Origin of the sequence: Roseateles sp. YR242 (genome assembly GCF_900109745.1) — a bacterium.
Classification (GTDB): domain Bacteria; phylum Pseudomonadota; class Gammaproteobacteria; order Burkholderiales; family Burkholderiaceae_C; genus Roseateles.
Genome location: NZ_FOAV01000003.1, coordinates 106287 through 132451 on the forward strand (window position 1 = coordinate 106287; position 26165 = coordinate 132451).

Annotated in this window: 20 protein-coding genes and 1 riboswitch; of the genes, 11 read left to right on the forward strand and 9 right to left on the reverse strand. The window is 67.4% G+C overall.

Going from position 1 to position 26165, the window contains the following annotated elements; genetic code table 11:
- Positions 1–26: 26 nt before the first annotated feature.
- From BMY53_RS07665 to BMY53_RS07680, 4 genes are all read right to left on the reverse strand, one after another.
- Entirely contained in the window at positions 27–1502 is a 1476-nt protein-coding gene (locus BMY53_RS07665) for a sensor histidine kinase (RefSeq protein ID WP_092945309.1), read from the reverse strand.
- On the reverse strand, positions 1471–2157 hold the full coding sequence (locus BMY53_RS07670) for a response regulator transcription factor (RefSeq protein WP_092945310.1): 687 nt from the start codon (positions 2155–2157) through the stop codon (positions 1471–1473). Before BMY53_RS07670 ends, BMY53_RS07665 begins: the two co-directional genes overlap by 32 nt.
- An 11-nt stretch (positions 2158–2168) precedes the next feature.
- Positions 2169–3080 (reverse strand): MipA/OmpV family protein, encoded by a 912-nt coding sequence (locus tag BMY53_RS07675; RefSeq protein WP_143073983.1) that lies wholly within the window; start codon positions 3078–3080, stop codon positions 2169–2171.
- 105 nt (positions 3081–3185) lie between these two features.
- Positions 3186–3605, reverse strand: coding sequence for a VOC family protein (locus BMY53_RS07680; RefSeq protein WP_092945318.1), 420 nt, complete (start codon positions 3603–3605; stop codon positions 3186–3188).
- A gap of 316 nt (positions 3606–3921) precedes the next feature.
- Here BMY53_RS07680 and BMY53_RS07685 point away from each other — a divergent pair, with 316 nt between their 5' ends.
- A complete protein-coding gene (locus tag BMY53_RS07685; RefSeq protein ID WP_092945319.1) occupies positions 3922–6144 on the forward strand; it encodes an O-linked N-acetylglucosamine transferase family protein in 2223 nt (740 codons plus the stop codon).
- A 136-nt stretch (positions 6145–6280) separates the two neighbouring features.
- Here the strand turns inward: BMY53_RS07685 and BMY53_RS07690 are convergent, their stop codons facing one another.
- Together BMY53_RS07690 and metH are read right to left on the reverse strand one after the other, a co-directional pair.
- Positions 6281–6880 carry a glycine zipper 2TM domain-containing protein gene (locus tag BMY53_RS07690; RefSeq protein WP_177200783.1) on the reverse strand — a complete coding sequence of 200 codons (600 nt, stop codon included), beginning with the start codon at positions 6878–6880 and terminating at the stop codon, positions 6281–6283.
- Positions 6881–7272: 392 nt separating this feature from the next.
- Positions 7273–9975, reverse strand: a complete 2703-nt coding sequence (gene metH / locus BMY53_RS07695) for a methionine synthase (protein WP_092945321.1) — start codon at positions 9973–9975, stop codon at positions 7273–7275.
- Positions 9976–10115: 140 nt separating this feature from the next.
- Positions 10116–10223, reverse strand: a riboswitch (S-adenosyl-L-homocysteine riboswitch).
- Positions 10224–10367: 144 nt separating this feature from the next.
- Here metH and BMY53_RS07700 point away from each other — a divergent pair.
- Positions 10368–11606 (forward strand): HD-GYP domain-containing protein, encoded by a 1239-nt coding sequence (locus tag BMY53_RS07700; RefSeq protein WP_143073984.1) that lies wholly within the window; start codon positions 10368–10370, stop codon positions 11604–11606.
- Positions 11607–11683: 77 nt separating this feature from the next.
- Here BMY53_RS07700 and BMY53_RS07705 read toward each other — a convergent pair whose 3' ends face one another.
- From BMY53_RS07705 to BMY53_RS07715, 3 genes are all read right to left on the reverse strand, one after another.
- Positions 11684–12745 (reverse strand): homocysteine S-methyltransferase family protein, encoded by a 1062-nt coding sequence (locus BMY53_RS07705; RefSeq protein ID WP_092945323.1) that lies wholly within the window; start codon positions 12743–12745, stop codon positions 11684–11686.
- A gap of 73 nt (positions 12746–12818) precedes the next feature.
- A complete protein-coding gene (locus tag BMY53_RS07710) occupies positions 12819–13499 on the reverse strand; it encodes a DUF4197 domain-containing protein (protein ID WP_092945324.1) in 681 nt (226 codons plus the stop codon).
- Positions 13486–14568 carry a fumarylacetoacetate hydrolase family protein gene (locus BMY53_RS07715; protein ID WP_092945325.1) on the reverse strand — a complete coding sequence of 361 codons (1083 nt, stop codon included), beginning with the start codon at positions 14566–14568 and terminating at the stop codon, positions 13486–13488. The genes BMY53_RS07710 and BMY53_RS07715 overlap by 14 nt, the downstream gene beginning before the upstream one ends.
- 351 nt (positions 14569–14919) lie before the next feature.
- On the opposite strand from BMY53_RS07715, the gene BMY53_RS07720 reads away from it, so the two are divergent.
- From BMY53_RS07720 to glcF, 9 genes are all read left to right on the forward strand, one after another.
- Positions 14920–15207 (forward strand): BTH_I0359 family protein, encoded by a 288-nt coding sequence (locus tag BMY53_RS07720; RefSeq protein WP_092945326.1) that lies wholly within the window; start codon positions 14920–14922, stop codon positions 15205–15207.
- Positions 15208–15395: 188 nt separating this feature from the next.
- Positions 15396–17702 (forward strand): ATP-binding protein, encoded by a 2307-nt coding sequence (locus tag BMY53_RS07725; RefSeq protein WP_404947861.1) that lies wholly within the window; start codon positions 15396–15398, stop codon positions 17700–17702.
- Between the two features lie 161 nt (positions 17703–17863).
- Positions 17864–18844, forward strand: a complete 981-nt coding sequence (locus tag BMY53_RS07730; protein ID WP_092945328.1) for a TraB/GumN family protein — start codon at positions 17864–17866, stop codon at positions 18842–18844.
- A 67-nt stretch (positions 18845–18911) separates the two neighbouring features.
- Entirely contained in the window at positions 18912–19589 is a 678-nt protein-coding gene (locus BMY53_RS07735) for a MarC family protein (protein WP_177200784.1), read from the forward strand.
- Between the two features lie 44 nt (positions 19590–19633).
- Positions 19634–20659, forward strand: coding sequence for a PhaM family polyhydroxyalkanoate granule multifunctional regulatory protein (locus BMY53_RS07740; protein ID WP_092945330.1), 1026 nt, complete (start codon positions 19634–19636; stop codon positions 20657–20659).
- 44 nt (positions 20660–20703) lie between these two features.
- A complete protein-coding gene (locus BMY53_RS07745; RefSeq protein WP_092945331.1) occupies positions 20704–21843 on the forward strand; it encodes an FIST signal transduction protein in 1140 nt (379 codons plus the stop codon).
- Positions 21844–21923: 80 nt separating this feature from the next.
- Positions 21924–23417: an FAD-linked oxidase C-terminal domain-containing protein gene (locus tag BMY53_RS07750; protein WP_092945332.1), complete on the forward strand. Its 1494-nt coding sequence runs from the start codon at positions 21924–21926 to the stop codon at positions 23415–23417.
- A complete protein-coding gene (gene glcE, locus BMY53_RS07755) occupies positions 23417–24589 on the forward strand; it encodes a glycolate oxidase subunit GlcE (RefSeq protein WP_092945333.1) in 1173 nt (390 codons plus the stop codon). The genes BMY53_RS07750 and glcE overlap by 1 nt, the downstream gene beginning before the upstream one ends.
- 21 nt (positions 24590–24610) lie before the next feature.
- On the forward strand, positions 24611–25855 hold the full coding sequence (gene glcF / locus BMY53_RS07760; protein ID WP_092945334.1) for a glycolate oxidase subunit GlcF: 1245 nt from the start codon (positions 24611–24613) through the stop codon (positions 25853–25855).
- Positions 25856–26165 lie beyond the last annotated feature (310 nt).

The following is a 26165-nucleotide window of genomic DNA, read 5'->3' on the forward strand; positions in this document are numbered from 1 at the left end:
AAATTCAGACCGTGCGCTCCACCACCTCAGAACAACGCCCCCAGCATCGCCCGGCTCGGCGAGGTGGATTGAACACGGACAGAACCCGCAGGGCGCGGTGCGCAGCTCACGCTGTCTCCATCCTGATCCGACGGCACCAGCTCGGTGACCATCTCCAGCCCATGGCCGGTATTCCTGGCCACCAGGCGCCAGCGATGGGCCGTGGCGATCTCCATGCAAATCGACAGCCCCAGCCCTGCCCCGTCTTCGCGCCGGTCCGGCCCACGCCAGAAGCGCTCGAACAGGCGGGACAAGTGTTCCGGCGCCACGCCCGGTCCCTCGTCACGCACCACAAAGCCGGACTGGTTCACCGACAAGGCCACCACCGCCCCCGCCGGGCTGTGCTGAATGGCGTTCTCCATCAGGTTCTTCAGCAAGGTGAACAGCGCGCTGCGGTCCGCCTGCCATTGGCGCAGGTCATCAGCCATGCGCAACCCCAGCCGCACGCCGTGGCGCTCCGCCACCCGGCCCATGTAATCGAACACCTCCTGAACTGCACTGCGCGGGTCAATGCGCTCGATGCGATAGTTCTGCGGCTCACTCACTTCGGCCAACATCAGCAACTGCTGGACCTGCCGCGCCATGCGGTCCACGTCCTGCAGCAGGTATTGGCGGCGCTCATCGTGCGGCCCCAACTCCACCTGCGCACGCATCAATGCCAGCGGTGTCTTCAGCTCATGCGCCGCACTGGCCAGGAATTCCTGCTGGGTCTGATAACCGTGCTGAAGCCGGTCCAGCGCCTGGTTGAACGCCAGCACCAGAGGCCGAATCTCCCGGGGCTGGGCATCAACATCCAGCCGCGCATCCAGCGTTTTCGGTGTGATGCGGCACGCATCTGCCGAGGCGGCGCGCAGCGGCAGCAGTGCACGGCGCAAGGTGAAGTGGACCGTCACAAAGAACAGCAGCACAAAGGCGACCCCGGTGAGGCTCACCCCTTGGATCAGGCCCGGAATGCCAAAGGCCGATCGCATCCGCAACACAATGCGGTCGCTCAGCCCCAATTGCAGCCACCAGCGACCGCCGCTGTGTTCAACGCGCGCAGTAGCGCCATGCATGGCCACCCCGTCGCGGAGAAAGGTGAACACCTTCAGCGACGGATCAAACGCCACACCCTCCGGCACCAGTGCACGAGAGTTCCCGCCAGCTTCCGAGGTGAAGGCCACATGCCCCTGCGCATCAACGATGCGCAGCGTCACTTCCTCGGCCAGGCTGTTGAACAGCCACGGCTCAATACGCTGCGCGTCCAATCCCAGGGGCCGACCATGGGCGTCAAGCAGCACACGCTCAGCCATCTCTTTTGCATAGTGGCGCACGCTGGCATTCAGCATGTGCCGGCCAAAGGGCTCGGCCAGGGCCGTCACGGCCACCGCAATCACGGCCGCACTCACCAACATGCCGCCGACAAACATCACCATCAGGCGGATGCGCAGGCTACAGGGGCGGAGAGTCTTCTCGAAGCGCATAACCCTGATTCCTGATGTTCACAATCTGCAGGTTGGAGCCCACCCCCAGCAACTTGCGCCGCAGCCGGTGCAAGGCCACATCCAGCGCGTTGGGCGTGACGGCCTCCGACAGTCCCCATGCCGCCGCCTCCAGCGCCCCGCGGCGCACCGTGCGGCCCTCCTGCCGCACCAGCGACAGGAGGATCTGCTGCTCAGTGGGCGACAGCGTGATCGCCTCGTCGCCGCAGCCGAGCCGCCCTTCATCCAGCATCAGGCAGATGTCGCCGAACGCTGGCAAGGACGAACGCAGCGCCGCAGGCCGGCGCAGCAGTGCACGGACACGGGCGACCAACTCTTCCATCGGGAAGGGTTTGGTCAGGTAGTCGTCGGCGCCGGATTCCAGCCCCTCCACCCGGTCGTGAAGCGCATCCCGTGCGGTCAGCATCAGGCAGGGCGTGGCGCGGCCCTCGGCACGCAGCCGTTTCACCAGCGTGAGACCGTCCCCGTCCGGCAGCCCTCGGTCCACCACCAGGGCGCCGTAGTCGATCTCCTGCAAGCCGCCCCAGGCCGCCTCCACCGACGCAAAGACGTCGGTGGGGATGCCGGCGGCCTGCAGGGCCTGCCGCACGAGCTCCGCGAGACGGGCGTGGTCCTCGACAAGGGCGATTCGGTTCATGCCACCGGATCTTAAAAGCGGTAGAGGTAACCCACCATCGCGCGGGGCACGTTGCTGCGATCCACGATCGGGCTGTTGGTGACTTCCTTGGGCAAATGCGTGACGCCCACATCCAGGAAGATCACGTGCCGCTGCTGGATCGCGTAATCAAGCCGAACGCCGGCTTCCAGGGCCACCCCTGCCTCACCGAGATAGGCCGGGCGATCGGCCAAGGCTTCCTGCGCCCGGACGCCGTAGTAGTAATCCACCCACTTGCGATCCATCCACTGCGCGCCAAGCCGCGGAGAAATGCTGGCCGCGCCCAGTTGGAAGCGGCGATCCGCCTGCAACTGCAGGCGCTGCCCCTTGCTGTGGCCGGAAAGGTCGCTGGACCAGTCCAGGCGCACCTGCGCCATGGGGTTGTGCCAGGCCAGGCCAAACCCGCCCAGGATCCCGCCCTTGCGCTCGGCCATGCCGGTCAGGCGCGATGAATCGCTGGCTTTGTAGCCGTCCGGCGCATACCTCACCTGCAGGCCACCCGTGAGGCGCTGGGTCGGCGTGAACGCATGGTTGAGCAGCTTGAGCTCGGCGGTCGCGCCGGCAAAACGCAGCCAGTCGTTCTCGTAGAACAGCAGCGGCAAGGCGGTGAACTTGCGATCAGCACCTGCATAGGCACGCTCACTCACCCCGGCGCCCAGGCCCAACGCCCACTGGGAGCCGCCACTCTTTGCGGGCGCTTCCCGCTTCCCTGCCTCGGCCGCCTCTTGCGTGGCGGGGGTCAAGGCATCGGACTGGGCGCTCGCAGCCGTCGCCAGGAAGGAACAGCTTCCGGCCGCCATCAGGGCCGCCAGGGTGCGCTGAAGGCGTGGACGCATCGCCTGCGCGGCACCACGACGAAGAAATGCGGCGGGACACGCGTCTTTCAACAGGCTGGAAGGGGTCACGATCGGGCTCTGAGTCGAAGGAGCCCGAATGGTGCGGCGGCCTGTATTACCCGCGACTTACCGGCCAACGGCAGCTTGCAACCAGCAACAACCGGTGAGCCCGGGTCAGGTCTCGAAGACCCCCTCCATCGCCGCAAACCCCTTCACCTCGATCGGATTGCCGGACGGGTCCAGGAAGAACATGGTGGCCTGCTCGCCCGGCTGCCCGGCGAATCGGATCTGAGGCTTCAGCACAAAGGCCTGCCCTTGTGACGCCAGGCGGTCGGCCAGCGCCCGCCACGCGGTCATCGGCAGCACCAGCCCCAGGTGCGGCATGGGCACCAGGTGGTCACCCACTCGGCCGGTGTTGGTCGTCTTGAACGGCTCGCCCAGGTGCAGCGAGATCTGGTGGCCGAAGAAATCGAAATCCACCCAGGTGTCGGTACTTCGCCCTTCGGCGCAGCCCAGCATGCCGGTGTAGAACGCACGCGCCTCGTCCAGGTCGGTGACGTGATAAGCAAGGTGGAACAAGGCGGGGACTTGCATGAAAGCTCCTGGCTGGGCGATGACGGCCGTCTTGGCACATGCTGAGGCCGCCCTCTTGGCGCCGTGATCCACCGATATTAGCCAACCTGCACGTGGCTCCACCGGCCCGACCTTACGAGGCGGTCGCTTTGCGGCCCACCGCGTCGCGTTGCAACCCAAGGCCTCGCCTTGCAGGCGGCCGCGCCTCCTCAGGTAGCCATGCCGGCCCGGGCCGCAACGGCCACTGCCACTCCCGGGTGAGCACCGCCCCCCAACTTGGAGAGGGCCTGTGCGGCGCTGGTTACCATGGCAGCGGATTCTCGACCAGGCGCTCTCCATGTCCGTACCCCAGACCAGCCGCGCCCAGGCGGCGCTGAAGAAGGCTTCCTCCGCGTTCCAGCGCAGCCAGTGGGCGGAGGCGGTGAAGGGCTTCCAGGACGTCGTCCGCCACGAGCCCGACTACTTCGACGCCTACCCGCTGCTCGCCTCTGCGCTGGAACGCGCGGGCCAGCCGCAACGGTCGGTCGAGTTGCTCATGGCGGCCACGCAGCGCTTCCCGCAGGAGCCGACGCTGTATCTGCGCCTGGGCAACCTGATGGCCGGCGCGGGCGATTGGGCGCGCGCGCGCCAGTGCTTCGAGCGGGCCAGCCAACTCGCGCCGCAGGACGCCCGGAGCGCCTACAACTGGGGCGTCGCCCTGCAGGAGCTGGGCCAGCCCGCCGAGGCCATCGGCGCCTTCGAGCGCGCCATCACGGCGGACCCGGCCTACACCGCCGCCTATCTGGCCCTGGGCCTGGCCTATCAAGCCACCGGCGCCATGGAGGCAGCGCTGATGGCGCTGGACTGCGCCATCAACATCACCCCGGCAGACCCCCGGCTGCACATTGAACGCGCCCGCACACTGCTGGCCATGGGCCAGTTGCCCGAGCTGTTGGCCGCACTGACGCCCCTGGCCGAGCGTTTCCCTGCGGAGGTGGAGATTCAGAACCTGCGCGGCATCGCCCTGAAGCAGTCCGGCCGCGCCGATGAGGCGCTGGCCGCGTTCAGCGCCGCCCTGCAGATTCGCCCCGACGCCATCGAGCCGCTGCACAACCGCGCCAACCTGCAGTTGCTGGCCCGGCGGTTCTCGCCCGCGCTGGAGGACTTCAACCGCCTGGAGTCCCTGAAGCCCGACCTGGACTGGCTGCCCGGCCTGCATCTCTACACCGCCATGCATCTGTATGACTGGCGCGGTTTCGACCAACGGCTCGGCGCCATCCTCCAAGGCCTGGCCGAGCAGCGCCGGGCTGTGCAGCCCCTGATCCTGCAAGGCCTGGTGGACGACCCCGCAGCCCATCAGCAAGCCGCACGCCTCTGGATGAACACCGTGAGCGCGCCCGCCCAGGCGCTGCCGCTCACCACCAACCACCAAGGCGCGGATCACCCCAAGGCGAAACTGCGCATCGCCTACATCTCGCGGGACTTCCGCACCCACCCCGTCGCCTTCCTGATGGCCGAGGTGCTGGAACTGCACGACCGCGAACGCTTCGAGGTCATCGCCATCAACTACGGCGCAGCCCGCAACGACGCCATGCAGCAACGTCTGCGCGCGGGCGTGGACGGATTCATGGATGTGGCGCATCTGTCGGACCGGCAGATCGCCCAGGCCTGCCGGGAGCTGAAGATCGACGTGGCGGTCGATCTCACCGGTTTCACCGAGGGCGCGCGCAGCGGCATCTTCGCCCAGCGCGCCGCACCGGTGCAGGTGCTGTATCTCGGTTATCTGGGCACCTCCGGCACCGCGCTGTACGACTACCTGATAGCCGACCCGCTGCTGATCCCCCCGCAGACCCGGGCGTTCTACGACGAGCGCCTCCTGGTGCTGCCCAGCTACCAGGCCAACGATCGCCAACGCCCCCGCCCCGCCCTGCATACCAGCCGCTCCGAGCTGGGCCTGCCGGACGATGCCTTTGTCTTCTGCTGCTTCAACAACCCCAGCAAGATCACGCCAGCCGTGTTTCAGCGATGGGCGGCCATCCTGGCGCAGGTCCCGGGGTCCGTGCTGTGGGTGCTGGAAGAGGACGCGCAAGCCGCCGGGCACCTGTGCCGTCATGCCGATGCACTAGGCATCGGGGCCCACCGCCTGGTCTTTGCGGAACGCGCGCCACGCGAGGTGTACCTCGAACGCCTGCAGATGGCGGACCTGTTCCTGGACACCCTCCCCTACAACGCCGGCACCACCGCCAGTGATGCCTTGTGGATGGGCTTGCCGGTGCTGACGCAGCTCGGCCAGAGCTTCTGCGGCCGGATGGCCGCCAGCCTGCTGCACGCGGTGGGGCTGCCGTCGCTGGTGGCCGAGGACGCGGAAGCCTATGTGGCGACTGCGGTGCGTCTGGCATTGGCGCCGGGCAGCCTCGCCGCCATCCGGCACCGGCTGAAGACCGAGCGCCTCACGCTCCCCTTGTTCGACACCCCCGCCTTCACCCGCACGCTGGAACGGGCCTTCGGGGAAGCCCATCGCGCGCGATCGGCCGGCGAGCCGCTGCAGGACATTCACATCAGCCCGGCGGCCCAGCCCTGAAACACCCGGCCCTCGCAGCAGACGCGAGGCCGATCCGCACGTCCCAATGAAAACGCCCCGTGTTGCCGGCAGCATCACGGGGCTTGGGTCGCCTGCCGGAGCCCCAAAGGGCAACCGGCGGCGAGGCGTCAAGCGCTTACTGGCGCACCAGTTGGCCGTTGTTGACCTTCACCACATCGCCGTTCTGCACGGCCGGGTCATGGCTGAATTCCATGGTGCGCAGGCTCTGGTCGGCGTTGCGCATCTTGACCACCCACACCGTGGTGCTGCGGGTGCGTTTTTCGATCTCGTTGCCGGCGAAGCCACCCGCGACAGCACCGCCCACGGTCGCCACCTTCTTACCGGTGCCGCCACCCAGCTGGTTGCCCAGCAGGCCGCCAACCACCGCACCGCCCACGGCACCAATGCCGGAGCCCTTGCCTTCGCGGTTTTCCGAGCGCACCGACAGCACCGTGGCGCAGGTGGCGCAGATACGGGCCTCGTCCTGAGCCACCGCCTTGTTGCTGCCGTTGTCGGCATAACCACCGCTGTCGCCGTTGCCGGCGCGCTGGCCGTTCTTCGGCGTCACGGCGTCGTTGGCAGCCGTCTTGGCCGCACGGGCCTCGTCGGCGGCGCTCACGGCGGCCGGCGCATCCGGCGCCTGGGGAGCGGACTGGTGACGACCCGCCATGAAGGCGGCGGCCACCAGTACGGCGGCACCGGCAGCGCCAGCGATCATCTTTTGGTTGCTACTCATCGCCATGATTTACCTCTTATGGTTGTTCCCCAGGGGCCCGAGCCCCTCTACGGGTATGAGCGAAGAATGCCACGCTGTTACAAGTGGGGCGAATATCAGACGTCGCTTTTGTAAACGCCTGAAACCGGCCTGGACGGCCCCGCAGCACCCCGGATTTCTGGCTCCGGGACTGTGGCGGGCACGCTTCACAAACTGGAAACGCCCCTGGGGCCTCAGCGGCCGACCGCCGTCACGCACTGAAACAATGCTTTCAAGCTGATAGGCACATCACCCACACCGAATTCACCGCACCGAAGCCACGGGCCGGTTCGTCCCGCTGAGCGGATGCCAGGCCGGGCCATCACCCTGCCCCGCGCAGGGTGGCGCCGTTCAAGGGTGCCGAGCAGCCAAGTTCAGCCCAGGAGCGGTGCCAGCGCTCGTTGCGCGTCCGTCTGGTTCAGGGCCATGCGGGCCGCCCAGTCCGCCAGCTGGTCATCCCCGATGCGGCCCACATTGAAGTAGGTGGCGTCCGGATGCGAGAAGTAGAAGCCGCTCACGGCGGCGGCCGGTGTCATGGCCATGGCGTCGGTCAGGCCCATGCCGATGTCCTCGGGCTGCAGCACCCGGAACAGGTCGCGCTTGACCAGATGGTCGGGGCACGCCGGGTACCCCGGCGCCGGGCGGATGCCGCGATAGGCCTCCTGGATCATCTGCTCGTTGCTCAGCGCCTCGTCCGGCGCATAGGCCCAGAACTCCTGGCGCACGCGCTGGTGCAGGCGTTCGGCAAAAGCCTCGGCCAGCCGGTCCGCCAAGGCCTTGAGCATGATGGCGGAGTAGTCATCCAGGTCAGCCAGGAACTGGGCTTCCTTCTTGTCCACCCCGAGGCCGGCGGTGACGGCGAACAGGCCGATGTAGTCCGGCACCGTGCCCTTGGCCGCAATGAAGTCCGCCAGCGCCCGGTTGGGGCGGCGCACGCCCTCCACCACCGGCCGCTCCGACTGCATGCGCAGGCCGCGCCAGGTCATCAACACCTCGCTGCGGGATTCATCGGTATAGATCTCGATGTCGTCATCATTGACCTGAGCCGCGGGGTACAGGCCCATGACGCCGTTGGCGGTCAGCCAGCGGCCTTCAATGATCCGCTGCAGCATGCGCTTGCCGTCGCTGAACACCCGCTGGGCTTCGCCGCCGACGATCTCGTCTTTCAGGATGGCCGGAAACGGCCCCGCCAGGTCCCAGGTCTGGAAGAAGGGGCCCCAGTCGATGCACTGGGCCAGCTCGGCCAGGTCGTAGTTGCGGAACTGGCGCTTGCCGATGAAACGGGGCACCGGTGGCCGGTAGGTGGTGAAGTCCAGCTGCTGCTTGTTGGCGCGGGCCTGGGCCAGCGTCACCATCGGCGTCTGCTTCTTGTTGGCGTGCAGGTCGCGCACCTTCTCGTAGTCCGACTTCAACTCGTCGATGAAGCGCGTGGCGCGCTCGTCGGAGAGCAGCTCCGAACACACCCCCACCGAACGCGAGGCATCCGGCACGTAGACCACCGGGCCTTCGTAGTGCGGCGAGATCTTCACCGCCGTGTGCACGCGGCTGGTGGTGGCGCCGCCAATCAGCAACGGGATCTTCTTGACGCGGAAGTAGTCGTCGCGCTGCATCTCGGCCGCGACGTACTGCATCTCTTCCAGGCTGGGCGTGATGAGGCCGGACAGGCCGATGATGTCCGCGCCTTCCACCTTCGCCTTGGCGAGGATCTCCTGGCAGGGGACCATCACCCCCATGTTCACCACCTCGAAGTTATTGCACTGCAGCACCACGGTGACAATGTTCTTGCCGATGTCGTGCACGTCGCCCTTCACGGTGGCGATGACGATCTTGCCGCGCGCCTTGACGTCCCCACCCGCGGCGGCGAGCTGGCGCTTTTCTTCCTCGATGTAGGGCACCAGGTGGGCCACGGCCTGCTTCATCACCCGCGCGCTCTTCACCACCTGCGGCAGGAACATCTTGCCGGCACCGAACAGGTCGCCCACCACGTTCATGCCGCTCATCAGCGGACCTTCGATCACATGCAGCGGGCGGCCCCCCTTGGCACGGATGGCCTGCCAGGCTTCTTCGGTGTCCTCGACGATGAAGTCGGTGATGCCGTGGATCAGCGCGTGGGACAGCCGTGCGTCCACGTCGCCCGCACGCCAGGCCAGCTTGGCGCTGTCGTCCTTCGCGGCGCCCTTGACCGACTCGGCCACCTCCAGCAGGCGCTCGGTGGAGTCGTCACGGCGGTTGAGCACCACGTCCTCGACGCGTTCACGCAGGTCGGCAGGAATCTCGTCATACACACCGACCATGCCGGCGTTGACGATGCCCATGTCCATGCCCGCCTGGATGGCGTGATACAGGAAGACGGTGTGGATGGCCTCGCGCACCGGTTCATTGCCCCGGAAGCTGAAAGAGACGTTGGAGACGCCGCCGCTGACCTTGGCCCCGGGCAGGTTCTGTTTGATCCAGCGCGTGGCTTCGATGAAGTCCACGGCGTAGTTGTTGTGCTCCTCGATGCCAGTGGCGATCGCGAAGATATTGGGGTCGAAGATGATGTCCTCGGGCGCGAAGCCGATCTCATCGACCAGGATGCGATAGGCGCGGGTGCAGATCTCGGTCTTGCGCGCGTAGGTGTCGGCCTGGCCGGTCTCGTCGAAGGCCATCACCACGGTGGCGGCGCCATAGCGGCGGATGAGCTTGGCCTGGCGACGGAACTCGGCCTCGCCTTCCTTGAGCGAGATGGAGTTGACGATGCCCTTGCCCTGGATGCACTTCAGCCCGGCCTCGATCACGTCCCACTTGGACGAGTCGATCATGATCGGCACACGGGCGATCTCGGGTTCGGACGCGATCAGGTTCAGGAAGCGGACCATGGCGGCCTTGCTGTCCAGCATGGCCTCGTCCATGTTGATGTCGATGACCTGGGCGCCGTTCTCGACCTGCTGCCGGGCCACGCTCAGGGCCTCCTCGAACTGGCCGTTCAGGATCAGGCGGGCAAAGGCCTTGGAGCCGGTGACGTTGGTCCGCTCGCCGATGTTCACGAACAGGGTGCCCGTACCGATCTGCACCGGCTCCAGACCGGAGAGCTTCATCGGCGGGACGGGCGTGGCGGCGGCGTCAGCCGCAGTGGCGGACGGGGAAGCGTGGGACGAGGATGGAGCGGACATGGCGGCCTCGGGGGAATCAGAAACACCGGGGGCCGCGCAACTCACCGCCACCCCTGGACAACACGGGTCGGTGAGCGTGGTTTGCACCACAGCCCCTGTGGATGCGGGGGGCTGTCTATCCGAGCCTGGTGGGCGCCTCAGGTCATGGGCCCATCGCAACGCTCCTCGGATGGCGTGCATTCTACCGGGGGAAGGCCGGTTTCTGGGGGTGCCGGGCATTCCCGGCCTTCAGTGTCGGCGTATGCTGACCGACAACAACGCCATAACGACAACTTTGGCACGAAGGCGGCACATCCGGGCAGAGGGAGCCAGGCGGGGTGCCGCTCACCCGTGTCCGCATCACTGTGGAACTCGTTCAACTTCCTCCCAACAGCCTGCGGGTGGGACAAATACTGTCCTTCTCGCTGCGCGATGCGGCGGGGCACTTGCTGTTTGCCGCCGGCCACGCGCTGCCTGACACGCCGCAGGTGCGCGACCTGGTGGCGCGCGGCCCTTTTGTGCAGCTGCACGAAACCCGTGAATACCAGCGCGCGCTGGCCCACAAGCTGGACACCATGATGCTGCAGGGCGCGCCCCTGGCGGCGCTGGCCAAGGCGCAGACCGATTTCCATGCGGACCTGCGCCCGGACCGCCAGCCCGCCCGCACCGCCCCGGTGAGCGAAACGGCCGCCTGGAGCGATCTGCAATCCCAGACGCAGCAGTTGCTGCGAGACCCGGAGCGGGCCGACTTTCTGGCCCGGCTTTCGCCCTTGCTGGACCGGGTGCTGGCGCGGCTGCAACCGCAGCCGGATTCATCGCTGGCGCTGCTGATCCATGACGCGGGCCAGGAGCCGCTGGACTACAGCACCCGTCATGCGCTGCTGAGCCTGGTGATGGCGGAGATGACGGCACGCCAACTGGGTTGGGGCGAAGGCCGCCGACGCACCCTCACGCTGGCGGCGCTGACCATGAACCTGAGCATCGGCCGGGATCAGGATCAATGGGCACTTCGCACCACGCTGCTGGGCAGCACGGAACGTGAGGCGCTGGCCGGGCATGGGGACAAGGCAGCAGAGATGCTGCGCGCCATGGGGGTGGACGACGACGCCTGGCTCGGGGCCGTGCGTTTGCATCACGATGCGGGGCCTGGGCCGTTGCATGGGCGCTCCGATGGAGAATTGATGGCGCGGCTGCTGCGGCGGGTCGATGTGTATGGGGCCCGCATCAGTCCGCGCAGGACGCGCCGGGCTCTCTCGGCGGCGCAGGCAGCACGGTCGGTCTATCTGGACGAGAACCACGCGCCAGACGAGGCCGGGGCGGCACTGATCAAGGCCATCGGCCTTTATCCACCAGGCTCGCTGGTGCGGCTGGCCAGCGGGGAGGAAGCGATGGTGCTCAAACGCGGCCATAGCGCGAATGAACCGACGGTCGCCGCGCTGGTGGGGCGCAGTGGGACGCCGCTGACAGCACCGGTGATACGGGATACACGGCTGCCAACCAACGCCATCACGGCGAGCCTGGCACCGCATGAGGTCAAACTGCGCGTCAATATGGATGCGTTGCTCAAGCTATATTGAGCGATTCGCGATTCTCACAGCGGGGCCGGTGGGCCATCTCTGCCTGCGCCGGAAAGCGCCGGGCGTTGGACTTTGGGTCAACCAGGGGTCAACAACCCACTGAACATCTTGGAGCCCCAGCGGCGGGGCTGGTAGCTGGACACCTTCTGTGCAATGGCGCGGATGTGGTCAGGCGTTGTGCCGCAGCAGCCACCCGCAATGTTCAGGAAGCCCGCACTCGCGAACTCGCCCACCAAGCGTCCAGTCACGTCAGGCGTTTCGTCGAAACCCGTGTCGCTCATCGGGTTGGGCAGGCCAGCATTGGGGTAGCAGGAGATCGGTGTGTCGCCCGCAGCCTTGGAAAGCTCTTCGATGTAGGGCCGCATCAGCGCAGCACCCAAGGCACAGTTCAGGCCAACCGCCAACGGGCGGGCGTGACGCACCGAGTGCCAGAACGCAGTGACCGTCTGGCCGGAAAGGATGCGGCCGGAAGCGTCGGTGACCGTGCCGGAAATAATCACCGGCAGACGTTCGCCCGTGTCTTCCATCAACTCATCCACCGCAAAAATGGCCGCCTTGGCATTGAGCGTGTCAAAGATCGTCTCGATCAGAAACAGGTCCACGCCCCCTTCCAGCAAACCCTTGGCCTGCTCGTAGTAAGCGGCACGCAATGTGTCGAAATCCACGTTGCGGGCCGCAGGGTCATTCACGTCCGGACTGATGGAAGCAGTGCGAGGCGTGGGGCCAAGGGCGCCAGCCGCAAAACGAGGCTTCTCCGGCGTGCTGAAGGCATCACAAGCCTCCCGGGCCAGCCGGGCAGCCGCCACATTCATCTCGTAGGCCAGGTGCGCCAGCCCATAGTCCTCTTGCGCCACGGTCGTGGTGCCGAAGGTGTTGGTCTCAATGATGTCCGCGCCAGCATCCAGATACTGGCGGTGAATCTCGGCAATCACCTCCGGCTTGGTCAGCACCAGCAGGTCATTGTTGCCCTTGAGATCCTTGGGGTGATCGACCAGACGCGTTCCCCGGAAATCGGCCTCCGTCAGCTTGTAGCGCTGGATCATCGTGCCCATGGCACCATCCAGCACGGCAATGCGCTGTTGCAGGATGGCCGGCAGGGCGGCACCACGGGTATAGCGAACGGAGGCAGAGGACGTCATGGGCCGTATTGTAGAAAGCCCAGGGAACCTCTGCATCACACCCGCACACCCGCGAGCCGAGGTAAAAGCTTCTTTAGCCGAAGACCTTCTTCAAGATCGCACTACCCGTGCCGATCGGATCCTTCCGGATCTTCTTTTCTTCCTCACCAATCATGAAGTACAGCCCGTCCAACGCCTTGTCCGTGACGTAGGACTGCAGGTTGGCATCCTCCTTGCGCACCAGCCCGAACCCGGCAGCCCGTCCAGCCACGGCGTTGTATTTCTCCGCCAGAGATTGCCGCTCAGTCGCCTTCGTCACGATCGGAAGAAAGCGCTCCATCAGCGGGCTGCGTGTCTTCTCTTCAAAGAAGCTGGTCACCGCGTTGTCCCCGCCCCGGACAATCCGCACCGCATCTTCCACCGAGATGTTGCGTACCGTGCTCACCAGCAACTGACGCGCCTCCGGCACCGCCTGCTCCGCTGCACGGTTCATCGCCGTCACCAGATCATCCAGCCGCTTGCCCTGCCCCGTCGTACGCAGCAAGCGCGCAGCATCCTTCAGCCCGCCCGGCAGTTCAATCTTCACCTGCGGATTCCCCAGGAAACCATCCGTGCGCCCCAGATTGGTCAGCGCCGCCTGGGCACCCCGCTCCAGCGCAGCGCGAACCCCGGAAGCCGCATCGCCCTCGGTCAGGCTGAACGCCCAGGCCGCGCGGGCCCCCAGCGTGCTGAACAGGCCGGTGCCCAGCCAGGCACAAAGTTCACGTCGTTGCATTGCTGTCTCCTTCATCGGCTGAGGCTGAAGCCCCATCAGTCGCCGTGTCATCTGCACCATCACCGGTGCCCCCATCGCCTGCCGCCCCATCCGCTGCAGCCACATCGTCAGGAGCGCCATCTCCGGCAGCGCCATCGCTGGCGGCCCCAGGCCCCCCCACCTCGGCATCCGGCTCCGCCAGATCCATGTCGATCGGCCCGAAGGGGCTGCCCCCGTCGGCCAACTTGAATTCCAGGCGCAGGCTGTCCCCGGCCTTCAGCGTCACCACATTACCGCCCCCCGGTGTCCCGGCACCCACCAGCGTGCCAGCCCGCAAGGGTCGATGGCGAGCGGCTTCCGCCACCAGATCGCCAAAGCTCCACGTCATGCCTTCCTTCGCGTCCAGCAAGGGCTGCTTGCGGCCATTGCGCTGGATCTGCAGTTGCAAGGCCACGCGGCCCAGATACCAGGTACCCGGCAACTCGTCCGGCGTGACGGCCACCGGCGCAAATTGCAGCGCCGGACGGCTGTGCAGCGCCGGCCAACCATGGGCCAATTCCTCCTGCTGAACGGGCCGAAGCACCCAGGCGTTGACCACCATCAGCAGCCGCACCGCCTCCAAGGCTTGTGACGGCACGGCATTGGCCCCCAGGTCGCCCATGACGACCGCGAGTTGCGGCTCCGGCTCCAGCCCCGGCGCCTGGTGCAGTGCCGGCGTCTCATTGGGACCCAACAAGGCCTCCCCGCCACCCATGCGCACCAGCGGCCCACTGAGCCGTTCCGGCCAGGCCAGGCCGCGCTCCCGCAGTGCTGCACCATACGCCGGATAAGCGTCCCCGGCCAGCCAGGCCGCAGGCCTTGGCAGCGGCGCCAGACATTGACGGCTGTCAAAGCTGAACGCATGCCGCGCACGCCCCTGGTTGAGAGATTGGTAAAGCGCCTCCAGTTGAGGCGCCATGAAGTTCCAGTCGTCCAGCACCTGCTGGAGCCGCGTGGCAATGCCAGTGGCGAAGCAGGCCTGGCTTAGATCACGCGAGACAACCACCAGTTGGCCATCGCGCGAACCGTCACGGTAGGTGGCAAGTTTCATCGGGACAAGTTGTTATGCAGAGGTTCCCAAGGCATTGTCGCCTGGGATGTCTGAGAGGGTTCGCCATGAAAACACTGGAAGCTTCGCCCGGTGACTGATCCGCCAGGTTCAATGCAACCCACGATGGCAACCGCACTGCGGGCCCTTCGATTGCCGAAGAACACTCAGAGGGCCATCCCGGCATCAGACGGTAAGCGACTGTGAACTATCCCCCATGGATGTGCGGTTAGCACCACAAATGCCTGGGTTGGACTGCAGAAGTTCTGCGACCATGGGTCGTGGCCTGGTTGGGAGCGACGGGGTCTTGAAACCGGCGCGTCAGGCCATAACTCCTACCAACAAGGAGTCCTTATGCACATGCTCTACGACTCACCCAGCTACATCGTCGTCCAGTTCGATGTACCTGTCTCGCTGTCGCTGAGCGACACGCCTCACCCCGATCACCCGCCGCTGCAACGCGACGGTTTCGAGATCGTGGACAAGTTCACCCGCAAGGAGATCTTCATCGAGGGTGCACTGGCACAGCAGTTCCAGGAAGGTGTGGAAGCCTTGATCGAACAAGGCCCGGATGTGGACGACCTGGACGCCTTCATCTCGCAATACGCCGACATGGGCCAGCAACCGGTGATCATGCACTAAGGCCCCGGGGCCGCCGCCGCCACCGCCGTCGCCTCCATTTCCGGGTGCCACCAGTGGCCCCGGATGCCCCCAACATCGGGGGCCTGTGGCCCCTTCCCCACGGGGCTTGCCCCCGTGACCCCGCTGCGCCAAGATGAGTCAGCACCCGGGTCGCGGGGCCAACATCCAAAGGAGAGCCAGCTGGCCTGATGCCTATGGGCAAGCGCGCGCCGACACCGCTCGTCTCCCCGGGCTTTTTAGCAAGCCCGGTCCTGGACCGCATGTGCTCGCACTTTGTGCTCACACTCACGGTCCGCCACGCCAATCGCTTCAATGCGCGCCGTGATCTCTCCGGCCTGCTGTCGCTGACGGCGCGCCACCTCGTCTGGCCCCCGCCCGTGCTCACGCGGCTGCGCACCTATCTGGCCAGCCGTTGTCAGGGCCATTCACTGTGGGCAGGGCATGAGGCATTGAGCGACGCTGCCTTCCTCGCACGCCATGGCGTCTGGCGCGGCCCCTTCGCGGAGGGCACGCTGTTTTTCTACCTCGATGAATACATCAAGGACGCTCCCAAGGACCTGCTGACACTGCTCGCCTGCACCTGCGACGTACTGGAGCAGCGGTTGCGCAGCGAATCCACCCTCGTGCAGGAAAACATTGCCGCGCTGGGCCACCTGCTGCAGCTCAACGCAGCCGAACGCGCCCTGCTGCTCTACGGCACGCTGGCGCGCTACCAGCGTGAGCTGCGTGGCGCCCTGGTGGAGTTCAAGGTCAACACGGCCCAGGAGGCCTTCACGGCGATTGCGGAAGTGGCGGGTGTCGACCCGCGTGACGTGGCCGAGGCGCTGCGTGCGGGCTCGCGCCTGGAACGCGTCGGCATGGTGGAGAACCTGATTGCCGAGCACAACATCACCGACCTCTCCGACCTGATGAAGGTCAGTGACCAGTTGCCGCCGATCCTGATGCGCGAATACCGCGACCCTCAGGACCTGATGGCGGTGTTCACACGGCCGGTCAGCGACAGCGCATTGCAACGCACCGACTTCGATTTCATCGAGGAGGAGCTCGAAGTCATCGGCCGGCTGCTGCGCAATGCCGTGGCGCAGCGCCAGGCCGGTGTCAACGTCCTGATCTACGGGCCGCCCGGCACGGGCAAGACGGAGCTGGCCAAGGTGGCCGCGCGCGAGGCCGGCCTGAGCCTTTATGAGGTCGAATATGCCGACCGCGACGGCAACGCCCTCGGCGGCCGCGACCGCTACCGCTCGCTGCAGATCAGCCAGGTCTTCCTGAAGGCCAGCACTGACGTGGCCCTGCTGTTCGACGAGGTGGAGGACGTTTTCCCGCATCTCAGCGGCGACACCGCCCACCTGATGGCGCGCCTGGATGCCGCGCTGGACAGCCCCCCACCCATGGCGGTGAACGGCAAGGCATGGGTCAATCAGATCCTTGAGAACAACCCGGTCCCGGTGCTGTGGATCACCAACCGGATCGAACACATCGACCCCGCCTTCCGCCGCCGCTTTCAATACCACCTGGAGCTCAAGAGCCCCCCACCCGGCGCGCGGCTGGGCCTGGTGCGCAAGGCACTGGCAGAGCTGCCCGTCTCCGATGGCTTTGCGGAGCGGCTCGCGGAGCGCAGCGGCCTGACCCCGGCCCAGGTGCGCACCGCCGTGCGTTTTGCCCGGCTGGCAGGCACTGGCGACAAGGCCGACCTCAACGAAGCACTCATCAACCGCCAGCTGGCCCATGCCGACAAGGCCCTGGGGCACGGCGAGCCGCTGCATGCCCAGCGGCCGCGCCCGGCGCATTACGCGCTGGATCTGATCCATTACGAATCCCGCTTCGAACTGCCCCGCCTGGTGGAGGCCCTGCGGCGGCGCGGCATGGGCAGCCTGTGCTTCTTCGGGCCGCCGGGCAGCGGCAAGACCGCTTTGGCGGAGAGCATCGCCACCGAACTGCAGCGCCCGCTGATGGTCCGCCTGGCCAGTGACCTGATGAGCAAGTACGTGGGCGAAACCGAACAGAACATGGCCCACATGTTCGAGACGGCCGCTCAGGAAAACGCGGTGCTGCTGCTGGACGAGGCAGACAGCTTCCTGCGCAGCCGCCGCCGGGCCGAGCGCCACTATGAGGTCAGCGAGGTCAACGAGATGCTGGCGGGCATGGAGCGCCACGCTGGCATCTTCATCTGCACCACCAATGCCTTTGATGACCTGGATGAAGCCGCGCTGCGGCGCTTCAGCTTCAAGATCCGCTTCCTTCCGCTGCGCCCGGAGCAACGCCTGCGCCTGTTCGAACTGGATGCCGGCCAGGCGCCCGACCCGATCCAGACGGAGCGCCTTTGCGCACTGGACCAGCTCACACTGGGCGACTTCGCCGCCGTGCGTCAGCAAGCCGACATCCTGGGCTCGCCGCTGCTGCCAGACGACCTGCTCAACCTGCTGGAGGCCGAGCACCGGGTGAAGCCGGAGGTACGGCAACGCCGGGCCATGGGTTTCAGGCCGTCCAGCGGTTGATCAAGGGCCAGCAAGGAATCGGGCTGGGCGGAACGCGGCCGGGAACTGTGGCATCGTCCACCCCCATGCAGCGCACCACCCCCTCCCTTCCGATGCTTCCGCACACGTCCGGTCGCCACCCGCGCGGCTGGCGCAGAACCGCGGGCCGGCTGGCATCCGCCATGAGCACCGCCCTGAACACCGGCATCAGCGCCGCCTTGGCCGCCACCCTGACCGCCACCGTCACGGCCACCCTGGCCTGGGCCGCGCCCACCCAGGCCGCCACGCCCACCGAGCCTCGCTGCCCCGCTGAACCCGCCACCGTTTCCCAGGCACAGGCCGACGCCCAGGCGCGGGACCGCGGCATCCTCTGGACGCTGACCCGGGACGGTCACACCTCCTATCTGCACGCCAGCCTTCACCTGGGGCGACCGGCCTGGATCGCGCCCGGCCCCCGGCTGAAGGAGGTACTGGGCCAGGTAGACGCGGTCGCCCTCGAGCTGGACCCGCTGGACACCGCCTCCTGGCAGATGCCGCCCATTCCCGATCTGCCCATCGACGCCAGGCTGAAGCAACGTCTGGCCACCCAGGCGCGCAGCGTCTGCCTGCCCGCGCAGGCGCTGGCGTCCATGCATCCGCTGCTGCAACTGAGCACCATCACCCTGGCCCGCGCCCGTGGGCTTGGCCTGGATGTGCGTTACGGCCAGGAGGTGCTGCTGAGCGGCTGGGCGCGCCAGCGCGGCCTGCCGGTGATTGCACTGGAAACGCTTGAAGGGCAGCTCTCCGCCCTGCTGCCGCAAGACCCCGAAGAGGCGCGGCATGAACTTCGCTCCGGCCTTCAGCAGCTGGAACGCCCCGCGCCGCTGCAGCGCATGCTGAAAGACCTGGTCAACACCTGGGAGCGCGGCGACCTGCGCCGCCTCTCCCGTTACGAAGACTGGTGCAACTGCATCAACGATGCGCGCGACCGCGCCGCCCTCGCACGTGAGAACGACGCACGCAACCCCAACCTGGCCGAGCGCATCTCGGAACTGCACCAGAAGGGCCAGTCCTTGCTGGTGGCCGTGGGCGCGCTGCACATGACGGGGCCGCAGGCCCTGCCGACGTTGTTGCGGCAGCACGGATTCGAGGTGACCCAGGTGCATCCCGAGCCCGGAAAGTGATCGAGTTGCGGCACACTGGCCGGTCATTTCTCACTCAACAGTCCCATCCCCGTTTCCGGAGTTCCGCGTGGCCACCCTGCCATCCATTCTTCAGGCTCTGTTCCTGGTACCACTGACCCTGCTGCCCATCATCAACCCGGTGGGCGTGGCACCGATCGTGATCGACGCTGCCGGTGGAGATGACCGGGTGCTGAAGCGCCTGTCCCGCCAGGTGGCCATCAATGGCTGGGTGGTGATCATGGCCTCCATGCTGGTGGGCACCTATGTGCTGGACATGTTTGGCATCTCGCTGCCGGTGGTCCGCGTGGCCGGTGGCCTGCTGGTGGCCTTCAGCGCCTGGACCATGCTCACGCGCCACGAAGAGACCGACGAAGTGCAGACCGCCATCGCCGAGGACGCCAGTGCCGACCTCACCGAGGCGGAGATCGTCCGGCGCAGCTTCTTCCCCATCACCTTCCCGCTCACCACCGGCCCGGGCTGCATCGCCGCGGCCATTGCGCTGGGCGCGCAGCTGCCCCGTTCGCCGCTGCCCTACCTGATGGGCGCCGGCATTGCCGCCATCGGGGCGGCCATCACAGCGGGGCTGATCTATCTCGTGTTCCGCAACGGTGGCCGACTGATGATGCGCCTGGGCGAGGTCGGCACCCTGGTGATGATGCGGCTGATGGCCTTTGTGCTGCTGTGCATCGGCATCCAGATTCTCTGGACCGGCTGGGCCGACCTGAACGGCATTCTGGTCAAGTGAAGCGTAGGATCGGCCTCACGCGCCAGCCATTGACGAGGTAAGCCATGTCCGACAGCAGCTTTGGGGCCTTTGTGCCCGGTTTCGATTTCCTGCAGGGGCTCGCCAAGAACGCGGGGGCGGCCATTCCCGGCTTCAACCAGTGGGTAGCCCCCACACTGAACCCGCAGGAACTGGAAAAACGCATCAATGAGCTGCGGGCCGTGCAGTTCTGGCTGGAACAGAACGCCCGCATGCTGGCCACCACCGTCCAGGCCCTGGAAGTGCAGAAGATGACACTCTCCACCCTGAACGCCATGAATGTGCCGATGGCCGATCTGAAGCAGGCGCTCAAGACCCCGCAGATGCAGGAATTCGCCGCGGCCATGGCCGGCGGGCCGGCTGCCGCCTGGGCCGATGCGGTCAAGGGGTGGCCAGGTACCGTTGCGGGGACCGGGACGGGAGCAAGGGCGGGGGCGGGAGCCGGCAAGGCCTCCGGGGGTGCGCCCGATCCCGCACCCGATCCCGCATCTGGCCCTGCATCGACCGCTGCGGCGGATGCCACCAGCGCCAGCAAGGGCACCAGCCGGCCGGCGCCAGCACAGTCCGATGACGCCGATGAAGCGCCGGCAGACGCCGCCAGCCAGGCCAGAAGTGCTGGCCAGGCAGGCAAGCCCGGCAGCGCAGGCGTTGACCCGATGCAGTGGTGGAATGCCCTGACCCAGCAGTTCACCCAGATCGCCACCCAGGCGATGAAGGACAACACCCTGGTCCAGCAGGGCTTGGACGCCGCTGGCGAGACCTTCCGCAAGGCGGCCGCCATGCCGGGTGAAATGATGAACCAGGCGACCAAGGCGGCGCAGGCAGCCGCCAGGACGGCAGCGTCCGGCGCCAAGCCCGCACGCGCCGCCTCCGGAGCCTCCACAGGGGCCGCCTCAGCCTCCGGCTCCGGCGCGGGCAAGCCGGCCGCGTCGTCGCCTGGAAGGGCCGGCAAGGCCAGCGCGAAGACCGCTCGGCCCATCAGGACCGCCAAGGCCGCCGAAACCACCAAAGCGGCGGCACCACGTCCCCGCCCTTCCCGACGCACGCCCTGAACCGGCAGCGTACAGTTCCAGTCCGCCTACCCCGAGGGCCGTTCATGCCTCGTTTCTTTCAGGCCCATGCCACCCATCCCGACGCGCACATGGCCATGGCGCTGGCGGCTGCCCAGATCGACGGGCAGCGCGGTGAGCTCACGCCCACACTCGGCTTTCTCTATTTCACCGAGGACTACCTGCCCCAGGCCCAGGCCCTGCTGGACGACGCCCGCCAGCGCTGGCCCGGCTGCGGCTGGGTGGGCGCCTCCGCCCTGGCCGTCTGCGCGGCGGGGGCGGAATACTTTGGCGAGCCGGCGCTGACGCTAATGATGTGCGACCTGCCGCCGGATCAGTGGCAGATCTTCTCCGGCCGTCAGCCCCTGGTACAGGACAGCGGTGCCCGCAGCCTGCTGCTGCACGCCGACGGGGCCACGCCGGACCTGCAGGACCTGATCGGCGAACTGGCCGAGCGATGTTCGAGCGGTTATGTGTTTGGCGGCCTGGTCAGCGGACGCAGCCAGGCGGTGCAGATCGCCGATGGCGTGGTGGAGGGCGGCCTCTCCGGGCTCGCCCTGCGTGCCGGTGTCCGCTGGATCTCCCGGGTCAGCCAGGGTTGCCAACCGCTGGGGCGGGAGCGCCGCATCACCGGTAGCGACGGCACCCTGGCCACCGAACTGGACGGCCAGCCCGCATTGGACGCCCTGCTCGAAGACCTCAAGCTGCCCGCCTTCACCGGCGAGACCACCAGCCTGCGCCAGGCCCTGCCCCTGTTCCGGCGCACCCTCGTCGGCCTGAGCGACGCCCCGGGCGCTCGCAAGGACTACGGGCCCGAGGTGCGCGTGCGCCATCTGGTCGGCCTGGACCCCGCGCGCCGCAGCGTGGCCGTGGCCGAACAGCTGCGCGAAGGCGACCTGCTGAGCTTTTGCGAACGAAACCCCGAAGCCGCCCGCCGCGACCTGGTGCGCATCTGCACCGAAATCCGTGCGGACGCCGAGGAGTTGGGGGCCACCATGGCCGGCGCCCTCTACGTGAGTTGCACCGGCCGTGGGGGCCCGCACTTCGGCGCGCCGTCGGCCGAACTCCAGTGGGTGCAGCACGCGCTGGGCGACGTGCCGCTGGTCGGCTTCTTCGCCAACGGTGAGATCGCCCATGGCCAGTTGCACGGCTATACCGGCGTGCTGACGGTCTTCCTCGACAGCTGACCTGCCCCCCGGCGGCGCCTTGCACCGGGCCAGCGTTTTCCTTGCACCCGGGCGGTGCGCCGCCCGGTACAGTTCAGCCCATGAATGCTCCGTTGCCCGTGACCATTGCCGAGCGCGCCGCACGCCAGGCCGAAGTGGTCCAGGCGCTGTCGGCCGTGCTGCCGGCACACGCCCTGCTTTGGCGGGACGAGCAGACACAACCCTATGAATGCGACGGCCTCACGGCCTACCGCCAACGCCCGCTGGTGGTTGCCCTGCCCGAGGACGAGGCGCAAGTGTGCGCCGTGCTGCGCAGTTGCCACCGCCTGAAGGTGCCGGTGGTGGCACGGGGCGCGGGCACCGGCCTGTCCGGTGGCGCCATGCCCCACCCGCTGGGCGTCACGCTGGGCCTGGCCAAGTTCAACCGCATCGTCGCCGTGGACCCGCTCGCCCGAACAGCCCGTGTGCAATGCGGCGTGCGCAACCTGGCCATCTCCGAGGCGGCGGCGCCGCATGGCCTCTATTACGCGCCGGACCCCAGCAGCCAGATTGCCTGCACCATCGGCGGCAACGTGGCCGAGAACTCCGGCGGCGTGCACTGCCTCAAATATGGCCTCACCCTGCACAACGTGCTGCGTGTGCGGGGCTTCACCGTGGAGGGCGACCCCATCGAGTTCGGCTCCGAGGCGCTTGACGCGCCGGGGTTGGACCTGCTCACGGTGATGGTGGGCAGCGAAGGCATGCTGGCAGTGGTGACCGAGGTGACGGTGAAGCTCACCCCCAAGCCCCAGTTGGCCCGCTGCATCATGGCCAGCTTCGACGACCTGCGCCGCGCCGGGGACGCCGTGGCCGCGCTCATTGCCAGCGGCATCATCCCGGCCGGGCTGGAGATGATGGACAAGCCGATGACCGCCGCCGTCGAGGACTTCGTCCATGCCGGCTACGACCTGGCGGCCGAGGCCATCCTGCTGTGCGAGAGTGACGGCACACCGGAGGAGGTGGCCGAGGAGATCGAGCGCATGATCGCCGTGCTGCGGGCCAGCGGCGCCACCGGCATCGAGGTCAGCGAGAGCGAGACCCAGCGCCTGCGGTTCTGGAGCGGGCGCAAGAACGCCTTCCCGGCGTCCGGCCGCATCAGCCCCGACTACATGTGCATGGACTCCACCATCCCGCGCAAGCGCCTGGCCGACGTGCTGCTGGCCATCCAGGCCATGGAGCAGAAATACGGGCTGCGTTGCGCCAATGTCTTCCATGCCGGGGACGGCAACCTGCATCCCCTGATCCTGTATGACGCCAATGACCCCGACCAACTGGCCCGTTGTGAGCAGTTCGGTGCCGACATCCTGGAGACCAGCGTCGCCATGGGCGGCACGGTGACCGGAGAACACGGCGTGGGTGTGGAAAAACTCAACAGCATGTGTGTGCAGTTCTCGCCGGAGGAGCGAGAACAGATGCTGGCCCTGAAACGGGCCTTCGACCCGCAAGGGCTGCTCAATCCCGGCAAGGTCATTCCCACGCTGCAGCGCTGCGCCGAGTACGGCCGCATGCATGTGAAGCGCGGTGTGCTGGCCTTCCCTGACCTGGAGCGATTCTGATGACCGCATCCGTGGAACTGGATCGACACGCCCGTGGCGCAGCGGCCCGGCCGACCCCCTTGGGGCCGGCGGCCCTGTCCGCCCCGCTGACCGAAGCCGTCGAGACCCTGCAGGCCCGTATCCGGGCCGGTGGCCCGCTGCGCATCGAAGGCCACGGCAGCAAGCATTTCTATGGCGGCGAGCTCAAGGGCGAGACCTTGTCCACCCGTGCCCTTCACGGCGTGCTGGCCTACGAGCCCAGCGAACTCTATGTCACCGCCGCGGCGGGCACCTCGCTGGCAGAGCTGGAGGCCACGCTGGCCGACCAGGGCCAGCATCTCGCATTCGAACCTCCAAGGTTTTCCGATGGAAGCCTGGGCACCGGCACCGTCGGGGGCATGGTGGCCGCCGGCCTCTCCGGCCCCGCGCGCAGCACCGCCGGCGCGGTGCGGGACCATGTGCTGGGCCTGTCCATGATCAATGGCCGGGGCGAGCTGCTGCACTTCGGCGGCACGGTGATGAAGAACGTGGCCGGTTACGACGTCTCCCGCCTCATGGCCGGTGCCATGGGCGTGCTGGGCCTGATGGTGCAGGTGACGCTCAAGGTCCTGCCCCGGCCGGTGGCCAGCACCACGCTGCGTTTTGAACTGCCCCAGGACCAGGCCTTGCTGCAGATGAACCGATGGGGCGGCCTGCCCCTGCCCATCAGCGCCACGGCGTGGTGGGACGGTGCCCTGGTGGTGCGCCTCAGCGGCGCCGACGCCGCGGTGCGGGCCGCCATGCAGCGCATGGGCGGTGACCTGATTCCTGCGGCGATGGCCGACCCCTTCTGGCGCGGGCTGCGGGACCAGGACGACGAATTCTTCATTGGCGCCCGGCGCGCGGTGCAGGGCGGCGCGTCCATGTGGCGCATTGGGGTGCCCGCCACCGCGCCCGCGATGTCATTGCATGGGGAGCAGTTGATCGAATGGGGCGGCGCCCAGCGCTGGGTGGTCACGCCCATGGCCCCGGCGCAACTGCGCGACACCGTGGCGTCCGTCGGCGGCCACGCCACCTTGTTCCGCGCGCGGGACAAGACATCCGGCGTGTTCTCGCCCCTGTCGGTCCCGCTGGCCCGCATTCACCGCGAACTGAAGGCGCAGTTCGACCCAGAGGGCCGGTTCAACCCCGGCCGGCTGTATCCAGACCTTTGACCTCGGACCCCCGCCTCGTCGATGCAGACCCATCTCGCCCCGGAATTCCAGGACACCCCTGAAGGCCAGACCGCCGAGGCCATCCTGCGGCGCTGCGTGCACTGCGGGTTCTGCACGGCCACCTGCCCCACCTACCAGTTGCTCGGCGACGAGCTGGATGGCCCACGCGGCCGCATCTACCTGATCAAGCAGGTGCTCGAGGGCGCCCAGCCCACCGAGACCACCCAGCTTCACCTGGACCGCTGCCTGACCTGCCGCAACTGCGAAAGCACCTGCCCATCCGGCGTGCAGTACGGGCAACTGGTGGAGATCGGGCGGCGCGTGGTGGACGCCAAGGTCGGCCGCCCCCGCCAGGAACGGTTGCGGCGCTGGTTGCTGAAGGAAGGCCTGACCTCCTCGCTGTTCAAGCCCGCGCTGCGGCTGGGCCAAGTGTTCCGGCCCTTCGTGCCGGCGGCGCTGAAGGACAAGGTGCCCACACGGCCGCATCCCCGCGCCCACCACTGGCCGCAGCACAGCCACCCGCGCAAGGTGTTGATGCTGCTGGGCTGTGTGCAGCCCGCCATGCATCCCAACATCAATGCAGCGACCGCCCGGGTGCTGGATGCTGCGGGCATCCAGACCCTGGTGGCGGACGAGGCGGGCTGCTGCGGGGCCATCCGGGCCCATCTGGACGATCACCACGGCGGCCTGGACGACGCGCGCCGCAACATCGATGCCTGGTGGCCGATGGTGGACGGCCACAACCAGCCGGTGGAGGCCATTGTCATGAATGCCTCCGGCTGCGGCGTGCAGGTCAAGGACTACGGCCGCCTCCTGGCGCACGACCCGGCCTATGCCGAGCGGGCCGCCAAGGTGTCCGCCATGACCCGCGACCTCTGCGAATTCCTGCCCGCCTTCGCACCCGCCCTGGCCTCTCACCTGCGCGCGAACCAGACGCGCCCCCGGCTGGCGTATCACCCGCCGTGCACGCTGCAGCATGGTCAGCAGATCCGGGGGGGCGTTGAAGGGCTGCTGCGGGAGCTGGGCTTCGACATTGCCATCGCGCCGGCCGACAGCCACCTTTGCTGCGGCTCCGCCGGCACTTACTCGGTGCTGCAACCCCTGCTGTCCAAGCAATTGCGAAACCGCAAACTCGAGGCGCTGGCACCGTTGGCGGCAGATGTGATCGTCTCCAGCAATGTGGGCTGCATCCAGCACTTGCAGGGCGGCACCGCCACCCCGGTCAGACACTGGATTGAAGTGCTGGATGAGGCCCTGGTGCCCTGAAAGGCCCGTCCAAAGCTTGTCCCAACCGGGGTCAGGCGTCGCTTTCTTACGTCATTGCCGCACAAAACGCACCCAAATCGAGAAGGAAGTCGCGGGCAAAGACCCTCCACCCGGGCAAACCCGGGCATGTGGTTTGCCTGGCGCCCGCACAATCCCTTTCCATAACAGGAGGGGAGCGCGCAAGCGATCCAATCAGAAAACGGAATGGGCCGGTCACCGCGTGGTGTCCGGCCCTTTTCCTTTGTGGGCAGGGGCTGGCGGGGCATGCGCGCAGCGCCCCAGGCAGGGCTCGACCGCGCCATACTGCGCC

Coding starts and splice junctions, on each gene's coding strand:
- BMY53_RS07715 (WP_092945325.1), bottom strand. CDS start 14,568: ATGAAACTTGCCACCTACCGTGACGGTTCGCGCGATGGCCAACTGGTG.
- glcF (WP_092945334.1), top strand. CDS start 24,611: ATGCAGACCCATCTCGCCCCGGAATTCCAGGACACCCCTGAAGGCCAG.
- BMY53_RS07685 (WP_092945319.1), top strand. CDS start 3,922: ATGTCCGTACCCCAGACCAGCCGCGCCCAGGCGGCGCTGAAGAAGGCT.
- BMY53_RS07705 (WP_092945323.1), bottom strand. CDS start 12,745: ATGACGTCCTCTGCCTCCGTTCGCTATACCCGTGGTGCCGCCCTGCCG.
- glcE (WP_092945333.1), top strand. CDS start 23,417: ATGACCGCATCCGTGGAACTGGATCGACACGCCCGTGGCGCAGCGGCC.
- BMY53_RS07740 (WP_092945330.1), top strand. CDS start 19,634: ATGTCCGACAGCAGCTTTGGGGCCTTTGTGCCCGGTTTCGATTTCCTG.
- BMY53_RS07670 (WP_092945310.1), bottom strand. CDS start 2,157: ATGAACCGAATCGCCCTTGTCGAGGACCACGCCCGTCTCGCGGAGCTC.
- BMY53_RS07680 (WP_092945318.1), bottom strand. CDS start 3,605: ATGCAAGTCCCCGCCTTGTTCCACCTTGCTTATCACGTCACCGACCTG.
- BMY53_RS07720 (WP_092945326.1), top strand. CDS start 14,920: ATGCACATGCTCTACGACTCACCCAGCTACATCGTCGTCCAGTTCGAT.
- BMY53_RS07750 (WP_092945332.1), top strand. CDS start 21,924: ATGAATGCTCCGTTGCCCGTGACCATTGCCGAGCGCGCCGCACGCCAG.
- BMY53_RS07725 (WP_404947861.1), top strand. CDS start 15,396: ATGCCTATGGGCAAGCGCGCGCCGACACCGCTCGTCTCCCCGGGCTTT.
- BMY53_RS07665 (WP_092945309.1), bottom strand. CDS start 1,502: ATGCGCTTCGAGAAGACTCTCCGCCCCTGTAGCCTGCGCATCCGCCTG.
- metH (WP_092945321.1), bottom strand. CDS start 9,975: ATGAAGCTCTCCGGTCTGGAGCCGGTGCAGATCGGTACGGGCACCCTG.
- BMY53_RS07730 (WP_092945328.1), top strand. CDS start 17,864: ATGAGCACCGCCCTGAACACCGGCATCAGCGCCGCCTTGGCCGCCACC.
- BMY53_RS07690 (WP_177200783.1), bottom strand. CDS start 6,880: ATGAGTAGCAACCAAAAGATGATCGCTGGCGCTGCCGGTGCCGCCGTA.
- BMY53_RS07745 (WP_092945331.1), top strand. CDS start 20,704: ATGCCTCGTTTCTTTCAGGCCCATGCCACCCATCCCGACGCGCACATG.
- BMY53_RS07710 (WP_092945324.1), bottom strand. CDS start 13,499: ATGCAACGACGTGAACTTTGTGCCTGGCTGGGCACCGGCCTGTTCAGC.